The sequence below is a fragment of the Cellulosimicrobium cellulans genome (assembly GCF_016907755.1).
Taxonomy (GTDB): domain Bacteria; phylum Actinomycetota; class Actinomycetes; order Actinomycetales; family Cellulomonadaceae; genus Cellulosimicrobium; species Cellulosimicrobium cellulans_D.
In genome coordinates this window covers 3,528,170-3,542,373 of sequence record NZ_JAFBCN010000001.1, presented here as the reverse complement: position 1 = coordinate 3,542,373, position 14,204 = coordinate 3,528,170, and the positions used below count along the sequence as shown (strand labels likewise).

The window sequence follows — 14,204 nt, the reverse complement described above, 5'->3', positions numbered from 1 at the left end:
ACGTCTCCCGACACCTCCCGACGCATCAGGAGCGGGCCGCTGCCCTCCCTCCGGACGGGGGCGCGGGACCTCGACGGCGGGAGCACCCTGCCGGTTCCGCGACGACGGAGGGAACGACGATGACGACCGTCCTGACGACACTGCCGACCTGGCCGCGCGTGCGACGCGGCGCCAACGGGCACCCGGTCCAGACGCTCCAGCACCTGCTGCGCCATCGCGGGCACGAGATCGCGGTCGACGGGCTCCTCGGGCCGCGCACCGAGGGCGCGGTCCGCGCGTTCCAGGACGCGACCGACCTCGACGTCGACGGCGTCGTGGGGCCGGCGACGTGGGCCGCGCTCGTCGTGGTCGTGCGCCGGGGGAGCGTCGGCGAGGCCGTGCGCGCGGTGCAGCGCGAGGCTGTCGCCCGCGACCTGTCCGGCGGACCCGACCCGGTGCTCGACATCGACGGGCAGTTCGGCCCGCGCACCGAGGCGTGGGTGCGTGGCTTCCAGGACGCGCTGCACGCCGGGTTCCCGGAGGTGGTGGTCGACGGCGTCGTCGGACCCGTGACCTGGCGCTGCCTCGTCAGCGGGATGCTGTCGCACTGACCTCGCGCGCGTCCGGCGCGCCGAGGAGCGCGTCGCACACGGCGAGCAGCCGTGCGCGCAGGACCGCCCCGCGCTCGGCGAACTCGCGCTGGTGGCGCACGTACTCGGCCTTGCCCTCGGGCGTCTCGATCGCGACGGGGTCGAGCCCGTACGACGACACGTCGTACGGCGACGCCTGCATGTCGACGACCCGGACGTCGCGCGCGAGCTCGAAGCAGTCGAGCACGAGGTCGCCCGGTGCGGCAGGGGTGAGCTTGAGCGCCCACTTGTAGAGGTCCATGGTCGCGTGGAGGCAGCCTGGCTGCTCCAGGGCGGGCTGGGTCTCGCGCGTCGGCCGCAGGCGGTTGAGCGGTCCGGCCTCCGGCGTGAAGAAGCGGAACGCGTCGAAGTGCGAGCACTGCACCGGGTGGGACTCGACGACGCGGTCGGTGCCGTCGTGCCCGAGGCGCAGCGGGAGCGGGTGGCGGTGGTCGCGGCCGGTGGCCCGGTCGCGGTAGACCATCGCCCACTCGTGCAGCCCGAAGCACCCGAACCGGCTGGGCCGCGAGGCCGTGGCGGTGAGCAGGCCGTGCAGGTAGCCCACGGTGTCGCCGCGGTCGGCGAGGAACGCGTCGGCGTCGAGCGTCAGGCCCGCGGGCGTCTCGCGGTACCACCGCCACCCGGCGCGCGCTGTGTACGGGTCGGCGGCCTCCTCGTCGGGCCGAGGTGCCGTCTCGGCGGTGGGCACGTGGCCCGCCGGCCGGGCGAGCACGACGCCGGGGCCCGGGTGCCAGCGGCGGAGCTGCGCCGGGCGCGTGGGGTAGTACGTGAAGAGGAAGTCCTCGATCGCGTGCTTCTCGCCGAGCGGCTTGCGCTCGCGCCACCCCGCCGTGAACGCGTCGGCGCGCTCCGCGTGGGCGCGCTCGCACGCAGTCCACTCCTCGGCCGCGAGCACGACGGGTCGGACGACGGTGGTCGTCGAGGCGGTCGCGGTGGCGGTCGGGGGCACGGTCCCAGGGTACGAGCGTCGGGGCGGCGCCGACGAGCCGGCAGCCGGGACGCGTTTCACCCGGGCGGGCATTTTCCCGATGTGGGCAGGACCGGGAAGAATGCTCGTGAACGTGCTGTGAAGACCCGGCGCGTCCGTGCGGCCGACCACCGTCGACCCGCCACCCGAACGACCGATACGCGCGGCGAGGCCGCGGAGGAGCACCATGTCGCAGCCGCCCACGGCACCGCAGGACCCGTACCAGTTCGACCCCTACCGGCCGCACGGCGCGGACTCCGCGCCGCAGGCGCCGTCCCACGACGCCTGGGCGCCGCAGGGCGACGCGCCGACGCAGCCGTACGGCTCGGGGGACGGCGCCTACGGAGCCCCGGGCTACGGCGCCGCGCCGGACCAGGCGCCGTACGGTGCGGGCCAGGCGCCCTACGGCACGGGCCAGGCACCTGCCTACGGCGCGGACCAGCAGCAGGCGTACGGTCAGCAGCCCGGGTACGGCCAGCCCTACGGTGACCCCTCTCCGCAGCCGTACCCGCAGCCGTACCCGGACCCGGCGCAGCAGGCGTACGGCCAGCCGTACGGCGACCCGGCGCAGCAGCCGTACGGCAGCCCCTACGGGAACGGCTACTCCGCGTACACGGCACCCGCTCCGGCGACGAGCACGATCGCGATCGTCGGCTTCGTCCTGGCGATCCTGGGCTTCCTGGGGAGCTGGATCCCGTTCGTCAACGTCTTCGCGGCCCTGCTCGGCATCACCGGTGTCGTGCTCGGGTTCGTCGGGCTGTCCCAGGTGAAGCAGGGCAGGTCGGGCAAGGGCTTCTCGATCACGGCGATCGTCCTCGGCGTGCTGTCCGTCCTGGCGACGATCCTCATGTGGGTGGTCTTCGTCGTCGCGGCGAACAACGCGTCGACGCAGTACGAGCAGACGCTCTCCGAGATCCAGGAGGACTCCGACCGCGCGTTCGGCGAGGCGACGGACGAGGTCCTCGCCAACGACCTCGGCGTCGAGTTCGGGACGTTCGAGGGCACGGCCGACGAGTACGGCTGGGTCGAGTCCGCGCTGCCGGTGACGTTCACGAACACCTCTGACGAGCCGCTCACGTTCGACATCGACGTGGACGCGGTCGCCGCGGACGGCACCGTGATCGAGAGCGACTGGGCGTACTCCGAGACCCTGGAGCCCGGCGCCTCGGAGACCGTCGAGATCTTCGACTTCGTCGACGCCGAGAACCTCGAGGCCATGAAGACGGCCACGTTCGAGGTGACGCAGGCGAGCGCGTACTGACGGCGGCTGCGCGGAACTGGAGACCGAGCGTGAAGGACCCCATGACCCCGCCGGGGCCGGGCTCGCGCGAGCCCGCCTGGGGGACGGCGCCCGGCACCCAGCGCACCCCCGCCGGGGTCGGCTCCTCGCCCGACCCCGAGGACCCGCAGGCGCCACCCCCGTCCCGCGAGAGCGACCCCGCAGAGCCGTCCACGGCGGCGCGACCTCGTGGGCGCTGGTCGTGGACGACGGCCGCGCTCGTGGCCGCGACCGTCGGCGTCCTCCTCGTCGTCGCCGTGCTCGCCACCGAGGCGGCGACGGCGCGGCGCGGCTGGGCGCACGTCGGGGGCCTGTACGCGGTCGCGGGTGCTGCTGTGGTCGCGGTGGGTGCGGTCGTGTGGCGGCGCGGCACGCGCGGCGTGGCGGGCGCGACGCGCGCGCTCGTCGCGCTCCTGGCGGGCACCGTGGTACTCACGGCGTGGGTGACGGTCGACGTCATGACGGCCGGCGGGCCGGGTTACGGCCCCGGCAGCTCGCTGCGCGGGTACCCGCTGGGCGGCGGCTACGACGAGGGGCCCGAGATCGGCGCCGCCTCGGACCGGGTCTGGTACGGAGAGTCCGTGCGCTACGCGGACGGCCTCGTCGTCGCGGTGTCCGCCCCGCAGCCGTACACGCCGACCGAGGACGCCACCGAGCGGGAGGACGACCACCCGGACGCGGTGCGCCTCCGTGTGCGGGTCACCAACGGCACGGGGCAGGAGGTCGACCCCGACGGGCTCGAGCTGCAGCCCGTGTCGGGCGGTCTCGTCGCCCGCAGGGTCTTCGACTACGCCCCCGACGTGCTGCTCGACGACCCGGACACGATCGCCCGGGGGACGAGCGCCGAGTGGGACCTCGTGTACAACGTGTACGACCCCGAGGACGTCGTGGTCGGGCTCGAACCGACCTGGGCGAACTACGCGGTGGCCGTGTTCTCCTGGTGACCGTGAACGCGCGGGGGGTGTCGTTCCGTGCGTCACTCCGTGCTGTCGAGGTACTCCTGCGCGAGGCGCTTCGGGGCGCGCGCGAGCCAGGCGTCCTGCAGCAGCTCCTCGAGCTCCGGCACGGCCAGCAGGTCGAGCCGCGCGAGCACGATCGGGTACCCGTCGAAGTGGCTCGTCGTGAAGAAGACCGCGGGGTCGTCGCCGAGCAGCGCGGCCTTCTCGCCCTCGTCGGTCACGCGGAACGCGACGGGCGGCGCGACGGGCGCGGCGTCACGGAGCTCGTCGAGGTCCTTCGCCCGCAGCGGCCGCTCCCAGACGAACAGCTTGCCGTGCACGGTCCACTGCCGCGGACCCTTGAGGTCCGTGTCCGGCAGCACCGAGACGATCCGCTCGACGTCCTCCCACGAGGCCATGCCTCCACGGTAGGCCGCCCGTCGGCGACGGACCACACGACCAGCACCCCGGCCGCGGGCCGTCAGAAGGGCGCGACCTTCCCGAGCGGCGGGAAGATCTCGTCGAGCTCGGCCAGGTCCTCGGTCGTGGGGGTCCAGGCCCCCGCAGCCGCGTTCTGCCGGACCTGCTCGGGCTTCGTCGCCCCGGCGATGACGCTCGACACCTGCGGGCGCGACAGCAGCCACCCGAACGCGACCTGGACCTCGGTGATCCCGCGCGCCTGGCAGAACGCGCCGAGGCGAGCGAGCGCCTCCCAGGGCGCCGACTCCAGGAGGTGCGGCTTGGTCCGGACGAGGCGGCCGTCGTCGGGCCGCGCGCCGTGCGCGTACTTGCCCGTGAGCAGGCCGTTCGCGAGCGGGAAGTAGGGGAGCACCCCGAGCCCGTACGCGGCTGCGGCGGGCAGCACCTCGAGCTCGGCCGCACGGTCGACGAGGTTGTACTGGTTCTGCGCGGACACGAAGCGCACCGTCCCGGCCGCGCGAGCGGTGAACTCGGCCTCGGCGATCTGCCACCCCGCCCGGTTCGAGTGCCCGACGTAGAGCACCTTGCCCGCGCGCACGAGGTCGTCGAGCGCGGCGAGCGTCTCCTCGATCGGCGTCCGCGGGTCGGGCGTGTGGAACTGGTAGAGGTCGATGCGGTCCGTGCCGAGGCGGCGCAGGGAGTCCTCGACGGCGCGCACGACGTAGCGCCGCGACCCGCGGGCGTCGAAGTCGTCGCCCGCGGCGCCGCGCATCGACATGCCGAACTTGGTCGCCACCACGACGTCGTCGCGGCGCGACCCGAGCGCCTGGCCGAGCAGCTCCTCGCTCAGCCCGGGGCGGCCCCCGTACGTGTCGGCCGTGTCGAAGAACGTCACCCCGGCGTCGAGCGCGGCGTCGACGACGGCGCGCGTCCCCTCGAGCGTCTCGGTCACGGTGTCCGGGCGGCCGAAGTTGTTGCAGCCCAGCCCGACGGCGGACACGGCCAGTCCGGACCGGCCGAGGCGGCGCAGGGCGGGGCGGGGAGCGGTTCCGTCGTTCGCAGTCGTCATGCGGCGACCCTACGACGCGCCGCGGGCGGGCGTGACCGCGGAGGCGCGCGCCGCGACGGCGGCGAAGAGCCGTTCGAGCGGCCCGCGCCCCAGCGCCCAGCGCCACAGCGTCGCGACCGCGAGCGTGGCGAGGACGAGCGCGAGGAGGGGACCGTTCGTCGTCTGCTCGTAGGCGGCGTCGCCCCACGCCCACAGCACGACGATCTGCGCCGAGTAGACCGTGAGCGCCATCGCGCCGACCGCGGCGACCGGTGCGAGCACCCAGCGCCCGACCCGGCCCGCGAACAGGCACAGGCCCAGCACCGCGACGGCGAACCCGCCCGACCCCACGACCTCCGGGAGGGTGTCCGTGTGCGGGCCGGCGAGCCACAGGTACGCGCTCGTCGGCCAGGGGTCGGACCAGCCCAGGGGTTCGGGCCGGAACGTGCTCGACCACGCCGCGGCGGCGTCCTCGACCGCCTGCGCCCCGCCGAGCGGACCGGTCATGGACGCGGAGAGGCCGTACCCGATCCCTGCCGCGAGCAGACCGCCGCCCACGAGCCCGACCCGCGTGGCGGTCGACGACAGGTCCGAGCGCCCGATCGCGATCCCGACGAGCACGTACGCCATCCACACGACCGCGGGGTAGTGCCCGGAGACGAGGAAGTCCGTGAACGCACCCGAGCCGTCGTCGGGCAGGTGCAGCCCGGCGCGTGCGAGCACCTCGGGGAGCCAGTACGCGAGCACCGGTCCGACCACCGCGACCGCCCCGGCGAGCACGAGCAGGTCGCGGCGGCGCCAGCGCAGGAACGGCAGGGCGAGTACGAAGTACGCGGCGTAGAAGCCGAGGATGAGCAGCACGCGCGTCCCGAGCAGGTCCAGCAGTCCCACGAGCCCGAGGAGCAGCACGGCGCGCACGAGGATGCGCGTGCGGCTCTGCAGCGCGGGCAGCCCGTCGAGCGGCGTCCGCCCGCCCGAGACGATCGCGAGGGACACGCCCGCCACGAGCGCGAAGAGGATCGACGACCGCCCGTGGGACAACGAGAACCAGCCGGAGGGCTCTCCGAAGTCCTCGGAGGTGTACCCGACGTGGGCCGTGAACATGCCGAGGACGGCGATCCCGCGCGCGACGTCGAGCCCCGTGACGCGGCCCGGCCCGCCGAGCAGGAGCGCGGCGTGGCGGCGCGCGAACCCGGGGGAGGGGCGGGCGGGTTCGCCGGGGGCGGGAGTCGTGCCGGTCGCGGCCGTCATGGGGGGATTGTCCGCGCGCGGGCGCGCTCCCACCCGGCCGCCACGCCGGTGCGGCCGATGGCGCGGCCCTGCACGGACCGCGCGCCCAGAGTGTGAGAACGGGGTCGAGAACGATGCACGTCCGGCCTACGGTGCGGGTATGACGCACACCCCCCACGGCGCCGACGCGGCCGCCGAGCACCACGCCGACGCCCCCACCGGGGCCGGGAGCGACCCCGCGCAGGAGTCCGAGTCGTACACGCACGGGCACCACGAGTCCGTGCTGCGCTCGCACCGGTGGCGCACCGCCGAGAACTCGGCCGGGTTCCTCCTGCCGCACCTGCGGGCGGACATGAGCGTCCTCGACGTGGGCTGCGGCCCGGCGACGGTCACCGTCGACCTCGCCGACCGCGTGGCCGGGGGACGCGTCGTCGGGGTCGACGCGTCCGAGGCCGTCCTCGAGAGCGCACGCGAGCTCGCCGCCCAGCGCGGCACCGCGAACATCACCTTCCAGCACGCGAACGCCTACGAGCTGCCGTTCGCGGACGGCACGTTCGACGTCGTCTACGCGCACCAGCTCCTGCAGCACCTGTCCGACCCGGTCGCGGCGTTGCGCGAGATGAAGCGCGTCGCGAAGCCGGGTGGGCTCGTCGCCGTGCGCGACGCCGACTACGCCGCCATGACCTGGTTCCCCGAGTCCCCGGGCCTGACCGAGTGGAACACGCTCTACCACGAGGTCACGCACGCGTACGGGTTCGAGGCCGACGCCGGGCGTCGCCTCTTCTCCTGGGTCCAGGGCGCCGGGTTCGACCTCGACGGCATCGCCCCTAGCGCGAGCACCTGGTGCTACGCGACCCCGGCCGACCGCGCGTGGTGGGGCGGGCTCTGGGCCGAGCGCTGCGTCGCGTCGAACTTCGCGGTGCAGGCGAAGGAGTCGGAGCTCGCGGACGACGTCGCGCTCGAGCAGCTCGCGCAGGACTGGCTGCGCTGGGCCGAGGAGCCCGCGGGCTGGTTCGCGGTCCTCAACGGGGAGGTCCTCGCCCGCGCGTGACCGCGCGCGACACCGTCTGGCGCGGTCGCGCGGGCGCAGGCCGGATAGCCTGAGCCCGTGCGCATCGCGAGATTCACCACCGGAGACGACCCCCGCTACGCCCTCGTCCAGCAGGAGGGGGACCGCACGTACCTCGCGGTCCTCACGGGCGACCCGCTCTACATGCCTGTGACACCGACGGGCGAGCGCATCGAGCTGGGCGACGGCGTCCGGCTCCTCGCGCCGGTGATCCCGCGCTCCAAGATCGTCGCCGTGGGCCGCAACTACGCGGACCACGCGAAGGAGATGGGCAACGACGTCCCGACGAGCCCGCTGCTGTTCCTCAAGCCGAACACCTCCGTCGTCGGCCCGGACGACCCGATCGTCCTGCCCGACTTCTCGCAGGAGGTGTCGTACGAGGCCGAGCTCGCGGTCGTCATCGGCCGGCTCGCCAAGGACGTGTCGCCCGAGGCGGCGCCCGGGTACGTGCTCGGCTACACGGTCGCGAACGACGTCACCGCACGCGACGCGCAGCGCACCGACGGGCAGTGGGCGCGTGCCAAGGGCTTCGACTCGTCGTGCCCGCTCGGCCCGTGGATCGACACCGACCTGAACCCCGAGGACGTCGGCGTCCGCAGCCGTGTCAACGGCGAGGTCAAGCAGGACGGCCGCACGAGCGACATGATCTTCGACATCCCCTTCCTGGTGTCGTACATCTCCGAGGCGATGACCCTCCTGCCCGGCGACGTCATCCTCACCGGCACGCCCGCGGGCGTCGGCCTGGTCGACGTGGGCGACCGCGTCGAGTGCGAGGTCGAGGGGCTCGGCGTCCTGAGCAACCCGGTCGTCCGGCGCCACTGACCGTGGGACGCGCCCCGGGTCGTACCGTCGCGCGCGGGGCGGGCTGGGGCGCGGTCGTCCCGTGCGCGGTCGTCGTCGTGCTCGCGGTCCTCGCGTCGCTCTCCGGGCGCGTCCCCGTCGGTGAGGTGCTGGCCTATGCGGTCGTCCTCGCGATCGTCAGCGTCCCGGTCTGCGCCTTCGCGGGCGCCGCGATCGGCGGGCTGGTGGTCTTCGTCCGCGCGCGTGTTCGGCCAGATCGTCGGACCTCGACGGTAGCGGTCGAGGTGCGAGCGACCGGGACGCGGAGGGCCGCGGACGCCCGTGTGCTTCCGGTCCCGACGACGCTCACTGCCGACGACGTCCTCGCCGTCCCCGGGATCTCGTCGGTCGAGGTCACGACGGTCGAGCCGGGGCGTGAGGATCTGTACGTCCGGTTCGACCACGACCCCGACGGCGAGCGTGACGTCATCGTCCTGCACAACACCGTGCTGGGGAGCGCGCTCGTCCTGGTCGGTACAGCGAGGCTCGAGGTGGACTACGGGGATCTCCGCCAGCTCCTCGACTCGGTCGCACAGCACCGCTACCGGGTGGAGAGGGGCAACCGGGTCGTCGTCTGGCAGGCAACGGGCGACGAGCGGGTCTTCGTCTGACGCAGATGAACCGAGACACCGGGCGGGAGTGATGGGCGTGGCAGACGGCATCGTCACGGTTCGTGAGCTGCTGATCCTCGCGGCGACACTCCCCGAACGCGATCACCATCGGACAGGAGTCCTCGCGGCGTGCTGGGTCGACCCTTGGCATCGAGAGAGCCTTGACAGCCTCGCCGCCGACATCCGCCGTCTGGTCGAACGAGAAGACCTCGTCCTTCTCCCCGGTGACCAGCCCGCGACAGCGTGGGAGGGGGCGCTCCACAAGATTCTCGGGCTTCCGAAGCCACATCTGGTCCACGGGTTGGAAGGCGGCCAGATGTCCGTCGAGAGTCTCCAGGAGCACGTCTGCGATCCGCAGGAGGAAGCACTCCGAGACGAGTACCTGGCCGGCGGAGCGCCACCGGCTCAGGCAGTCGCGTGGGCGGCCGAAGCGACACAGCAGGTCCGGGCCCTGGACATGGTGCTCGGTCGATTCGCCGAGGCGGTTCTCGCTGGGTCGCCCTCCGACGATCGAAAGCCATGGATCTCAAACCTGTTGGTGTCAGAGGCCCTCACGTCGGTCTATCTGTGCGCAGACGCCTCTGCGGTCCAGGACCGGCTGCGTCGGGATGTGGTTCGACGGTTCGTCCAGACGGCAGCCGACCATGAACGCTTTCCCTACCCGCTCGGCCAGCAGCTCCTCAACGGTCTCGAGCTCTGGCGCCCGACGAGCTCGGACGCGGGGGACTATCGGGCGGTGCGCTCTCGGGCAACTACGCTGGGCACCGTGATCCCCGCACCTGGCTCCTCGCCCGTCCGCGTCCGCTTCTGCCCGTCCCCGACCGGGACGCCGCACGTCGGGCTCATCCGCACCGCGCTGTTCAACTGGGCCTACGCGCGGCACACGGGCGGCACGTTCGTGTTCCGCATCGAGGACACCGACGCCGCGCGCGACAGCGAGGAGAGCTACCAGCAGCTCCTCGACGCGCTGCGCTGGCTCGGCCTGGACTGGGACGAGGGCGTCGAGGTCGGCGGTCCGCACGAGCCGTACCGGCAGTCGCAGCGCGCGGACATCTACCAGGACGTCATCGCGCGGCTCGTCGAGGGCGGGTACGTCTACGAGTCGTTCTCGACGCCCGAGGAGTCCGACGCGCGCAACGCCGCCGCAGGCGTCAAGACCAAGGGGTACGACAACTTCGACCGCACCCTCACGGACGAGCAGAAGGCCGCGTTCCGCGCCGAGGGGCGCGAGCCGGTGCTACGCCTGCGCATGCCCGACGAGGACATCACGTTCACCGACCTCGTCCGCGGCGAGATCACGTTCAAGGTGGGCTCGGTCCCGGACTACGCGCTCGTGCGCGGCAACGGCCAGCCGCTCTACACGCTCGTCAACCCGGTCGACGACGCGCTCATGGGCATCACGCACGTGCTGCGCGGCGAGGACCTGCTGTCGTCCACGCCGCGGCAGATCGCGCTGTACCGGGCGCTGCTCGAGATCGGCGTGGCCGAGGTGATGCCGGAGTTCGGCCACCTGCCCTACGTCATGGGCGAGGGCAACAAGAAGCTCTCCAAGCGCGACCCCGAGTCCAACCTGTTCCTGCACCGCGAGCGCGGCTTCACGCCCGAGGGCCTGCTCAACTACCTCGCGCTGCTCGGCTGGTCCATCTCGCCGGACCACGACATCTTCACCGTCACGGAGCTGGTCGAGGCCTTCGACGTGCACGACGTGCTGCCCAACCCGGCGCGCTTCGACCTCAAGAAGGCCGAGGCGATCAACGCGACGCACGTGCGCCTGCTCGCGCCCGAGGACTTCCGCGACCGCCTCGTCCCGTACCTGCACGCGGGCGGCCTGGTCCCCGCGGACTCGTTCGCGGACCTCTCCCCGCGCAACCAGGAGATCCTCACGGCGGCCGCGCCGCTCGTCCAGGAGCGCATGGTTCTGCTCGGCGAGTCGGTCGGCATGCTCGGCTTCCTCTTCACGGCCGACGACGCGCTGACGGTCGAGGACGACGCGCGCGGCGCCCTGCGCGACGACGCCAAGGACATCCTCGCCGCCGCGATCACCGCGCTCGACGTGCTGCAGGACGGCGAGTTCGTCACCGCCGCGATCGAGGAGCGCCTGCGCGACGCGATCGTCGAGGGCATGGGCGTCAAGCCGCGGTTCGCGTTCACGCCGCTGCGCGTCGCGCTCACGGGCCGCCGCGTCTCCCCGCCGCTGTTCGAGTCCATGGAGCTGCTCGGCAAGGGCTCCACGCTGGAGCGCCTCGTCCGCTTGCGGGACGCGCTGTGACGGACGGCGTCTCGGCGACCCCCGTGGCGGTCGAGGGCGTCCTGTTCGACGTCGACGACACGCTCGTCGACACGCGCGCCGCGTTCGCCGAGTCGATCGCCGCCGCGTCGCGCGTCTGGCTCCCGCACCTGCCCGAGGAGCGGTACGACGAGGTCCTCGCGCTGTGGCGCTCCGACCCGAACGGTCACTACCGCGCGTACACGCGCGGCGAGGTCGACTTCGACGCGCAGCGCATGGCGCGCGCGAACGAGCTCCAGGCGACGTTCGGCGGCGCGCTGCTCGACGACGCCGCGTACGTGGACTGGAAGGACCTCTTCTGGGGCACGTTCGAGGCGTCCTGGGCGGCGTTCGACGACTCGCGACCGGTCGTGGACGCGCTCGTCGCGGCCGGGGTGCGGGTCGGGTCGCTGACCAACGCGCGCGTCGAGCTGCAGACCCGCAAGCTCGCCGCCGCGGGCCTGGCCGACGTCCCGCTGCTCGTCGGCGTCGACACGCTCGGCTTCGGCAAGCCCGACCCGTCCTGTTTTCTGGAGGCCTGCCGACGGCTCGGTACCGATCCTTCGCGAACGGCATACGTGGGCGACGAACTCGACGTCGACGCGCTCGGAGCGATTAAGGCGGGCTTGTTGGGCGTATGGCTCGACCGACCTGGCACCCGGCGAGGGCGCGTCACCACATCTGAGATTGATTCGGCCGGACGCGCTGGAGTTGTGACGATCGCCAGACTGACCGAGTTGCTTGCCGCGCGCTCGCTCGCGCTTCCAGCCGCGACGCGGTCAACTTCCTCGTCGGCTTGACAGGCATGGCACTATGTCGACGTGGCCGAACTCGACTCGCAGCCGAAGTCAATCCAGTCTCTGTATGCTTGGTACGCCGAAGGTCAACTATGGGTTAATCGGCGTTACCAGCGCAAGCTTGTGTGGACCCTGGAAGAGAAGCAGCGACTAGTTGAGTCGGTACTAAAGAAGTACCCAATCCCTGCAGTCCTTCTCGCAGAGCGGGATGGCGGAGGGTACGAAGTGATCGATGGTCTCCAGCGGATTCACTCGCTCATGTCCTTTATCGAGATGCAGTTCTCCACTTTGGATGGCCGGTACTTCAACCTGCCAGAGTTTCCGACGGCAAACACGCGGGCGTCCGAGGGCGTTTTTGAGCAAAAGACAGACGTGGCGCTATTGAGTTCACGCGAGGTAGGTACGTTCCTCGATTACAATCTAGCCATATCTGTGATGCGTGGCGCGACGACAAGCGAGATCGACGACGTCTTTGGCCGCATCAACACCTACGGGCATCGGCTAAGTGATCAGGAGCGACGACAGGCCGGAGTTCAGAACGAATTCTCTGGTCTAGTCCGCGACCTTGCTTGCGAGATCAGGGGTGATGTGTCTAGTCCTGAACTCGGCCTGGTGGACATGCCGACGATCAGCATTGACCTGCCCAAGAGCAAGCACGGATATGAAGTATCTGCGAGCGAAGTTTTCTGGGTTCGGAATGGAGTGCTGAGATCAACCGACCTTCGGGACTCGATGGACGAGCAGTGCATCGCAGATATTGTCGCTTCTGTCGTTGGCGGAAGTCTGGTAGAGCGTTCTAAGGATGCGCTAGACGCAATTTATGCTGATGGCGTGGAGGCCGACCGGATTGAGTCGGCCCTGCAAGCATACGGTTCGGCCAAGGTGACCGCCGAGTTCAAGTTTGTCGTTGACGAGGTTCAGTCTATCGTTAATAGCGGTCAGGGAAATCTCCGAGATTTGCTGTTTCAGCGAAGGACCACGAACGCGTTCCCTGCACTATTCGCCGTCGTCTTCCTCGCTCTGCATGAGTTGCTGATCGGCGAGAATACGAAGGTTGCTGACTATCGTGGCGTAAAGGAGGCTCTGCACAACTTGAACCAGCACGTTGACACCAGTAGAGGCTCCACTTCCCCAGAGGACCGTCGCAAGAACGTCAACATCATCAAGGGGCTCGTTCGCCCACACCTGGTTTCGGGTGACCACACGGATATCTACGGTGATCACACCTCGTTCGATATTGATGAGGCGATTCGCCGGTCCGAGATCGAGGCGCCGCACTACGAGTTGAAACAGGGACTGCTGCGCCTCGACGAGGCAAAGACTCTCGATCCGGGTGTGCTGGAGCGCCTCTTGGAGACGATCTGCGCGATCGCAAACAATGGGCGTTTTCGCTCTGGGACAGTGTTTTTTGGAGTTGCGGACAAACTGGCCGATGCGGAGCGGGTTCAGGCTCTTTATCAAATAGAGCCACGAGCTGTCGGTCGACGCCGCGTGGTTGGGATTCGGCGCGAGACCGAGGTGCTAGGCGAGAACGTGGAGGCGTATGTTCAGCGCATACGCAATGCGATTGCTAATTCGCAACTCTCCGAGCCCTTGAAGGGGAGTGTGCTGTCTAGTCTTGCCTACTCCGACTACTACGGCCTTGGAGTTCTGGTAGTTAGGATTCCGGAGCAGTCGGACGTATCGACGCTCGGAGACAAGGTGTTTGTGCGTGAGGGAGACCAAACGGTTGAGGTTGCGGGCTTGGATCTTCTGAACGTGCAGAAGCGGTTCATGTGAGATAACCGAAGCGGCTGTCGTTTCGGAGGATCCGGCAAGCCCGACCCCCGCGTGTTCGCCGAGGCGTGCCGCCGGCTCGGCACCGACCCGGCCCGCACGGCGTACGTCGGCGACGAGCTCGACGTCGACGCGCGCGCCGCCCTCGCGGCCGGGCTGGTCGGCGTCTGGCTCGACCGCCCCGGCACGCGCCGCGGCGGCCCGCACCCCGAGGACCCGGAGTCGGCCCGCGCGTCGGGCGTGCACGTGGTCCACGCCCTGGCCGACCTGCCCGCGACCCTCGGCATCGCCGTCCCCGCCCGCGCCGAGGCCCCCACGCCGAGGTAGAGCCCTG

The 14,204-nt window shown here is 71.1% G+C and carries 13 protein-coding genes and 1 pseudogene; 10 read left to right on the top strand and 4 right to left on the bottom strand.

All coding sequences use genetic code 11. The features are described from left to right. Window positions 1-119 precede the first annotated feature (119 nt). On the top strand, window positions 120-590 hold the full coding sequence (locus JOE63_RS15540) for a peptidoglycan-binding domain-containing protein (RefSeq protein WP_087469400.1): 471 nt from the start codon (window positions 120-122) through the stop codon (window positions 588-590). On the opposite strand, the gene JOE63_RS15535 is transcribed toward JOE63_RS15540, so the two are convergent. Further along, a complete protein-coding gene (locus JOE63_RS15535) occupies window positions 568-1,578 on the bottom strand; it encodes a 3-methyladenine DNA glycosylase (protein ID WP_374059049.1) in 1,011 nt (336 codons plus the stop codon). The two genes, JOE63_RS15540 and JOE63_RS15535, sit on opposite strands and share 23 nt — an antisense overlap. Before the next feature lie 205 nt (window positions 1,579-1,783). Between JOE63_RS15535 and JOE63_RS15530 the strand changes: the two genes are divergently transcribed. Further along, a complete protein-coding gene (locus JOE63_RS15530) occupies window positions 1,784-2,857 on the top strand; it encodes a DUF4190 domain-containing protein (RefSeq protein WP_204542489.1) in 1,074 nt (357 codons plus the stop codon). Between the two features lie 29 nt (window positions 2,858-2,886). Beyond that, window positions 2,887-3,819 carry a hypothetical protein gene (locus tag JOE63_RS15525; RefSeq protein WP_204542488.1) on the top strand — a complete coding sequence of 311 codons (933 nt, stop codon included), beginning with the start codon at window positions 2,887-2,889 and terminating at the stop codon, window positions 3,817-3,819. 32 nt (window positions 3,820-3,851) lie between these two features. On the opposite strand, the gene JOE63_RS15520 is transcribed toward JOE63_RS15525, so the two are convergent. The 3 genes from JOE63_RS15520 to JOE63_RS15510 form a co-directional block, all read right to left on the bottom strand. After that, entirely contained in the window at window positions 3,852-4,232 is a 381-nt protein-coding gene (locus tag JOE63_RS15520; RefSeq protein ID WP_204542487.1) for an MmcQ/YjbR family DNA-binding protein, read from the bottom strand. Window positions 4,233-4,294: 62 nt separating this feature from the next. Further along, window positions 4,295-5,302, bottom strand: a complete 1,008-nt coding sequence (locus JOE63_RS15515) for an aldo/keto reductase (RefSeq protein ID WP_204542486.1) — start codon at window positions 5,300-5,302, stop codon at window positions 4,295-4,297. A 9-nt stretch (window positions 5,303-5,311) separates the two neighbouring features. Next, the gene (locus JOE63_RS15510) at window positions 5,312-6,532 is read right to left on the bottom strand and encodes a heparan-alpha-glucosaminide N-acetyltransferase domain-containing protein (RefSeq protein ID WP_204542485.1); all 1,221 of its coding nucleotides are present in this window, start codon (window positions 6,530-6,532) and stop codon (window positions 5,312-5,314) included. 139 nt (window positions 6,533-6,671) lie between these two features. Between JOE63_RS15510 and JOE63_RS15505 the strand changes: the two genes are divergently transcribed. The 7 genes and pseudogenes from JOE63_RS15505 to JOE63_RS15475 all read left to right on the top strand — a co-directional run. Next, the gene (locus JOE63_RS15505) at window positions 6,672-7,562 is read left to right on the top strand and encodes a methyltransferase domain-containing protein (protein ID WP_204542484.1); all 891 of its coding nucleotides are present in this window, start codon (window positions 6,672-6,674) and stop codon (window positions 7,560-7,562) included. Window positions 7,563-7,619: 57 nt separating this feature from the next. Further along, entirely contained in the window at window positions 7,620-8,402 is a 783-nt protein-coding gene (locus JOE63_RS15500; protein WP_204542483.1) for a fumarylacetoacetate hydrolase family protein, read from the top strand. A gap of 2 nt (window positions 8,403-8,404) precedes the next feature. Continuing rightward, window positions 8,405-9,031 carry a hypothetical protein gene (locus tag JOE63_RS15495; protein WP_204542482.1) on the top strand — a complete coding sequence of 209 codons (627 nt, stop codon included), beginning with the start codon at window positions 8,405-8,407 and terminating at the stop codon, window positions 9,029-9,031. 736 nt (window positions 9,032-9,767) lie between these two features. Next, entirely contained in the window at window positions 9,768-11,300 is a 1,533-nt protein-coding gene (gene gltX / locus JOE63_RS15490; RefSeq protein ID WP_204542480.1) for a glutamate--tRNA ligase, read from the top strand. Further along, window positions 11,297-12,097 (top strand): HAD family hydrolase, encoded by an 801-nt coding sequence (locus JOE63_RS15485; protein WP_204542478.1) that lies wholly within the window; start codon window positions 11,297-11,299, stop codon window positions 12,095-12,097. Before gltX ends, JOE63_RS15485 begins: the two co-directional genes overlap by 4 nt. 21 nt (window positions 12,098-12,118) lie before the next feature. Then, window positions 12,119-13,873, top strand: coding sequence for a GmrSD restriction endonuclease domain-containing protein (locus JOE63_RS15480; RefSeq protein ID WP_204542476.1), 1,755 nt, complete (start codon window positions 12,119-12,121; stop codon window positions 13,871-13,873). A 39-nt stretch (window positions 13,874-13,912) separates the two neighbouring features. Next, window positions 13,913-14,197: pseudogene (locus tag JOE63_RS15475) on the top strand (HAD family hydrolase); the annotation flags it as partial. Window positions 14,198-14,204: the final 7 nt, after the last annotated feature.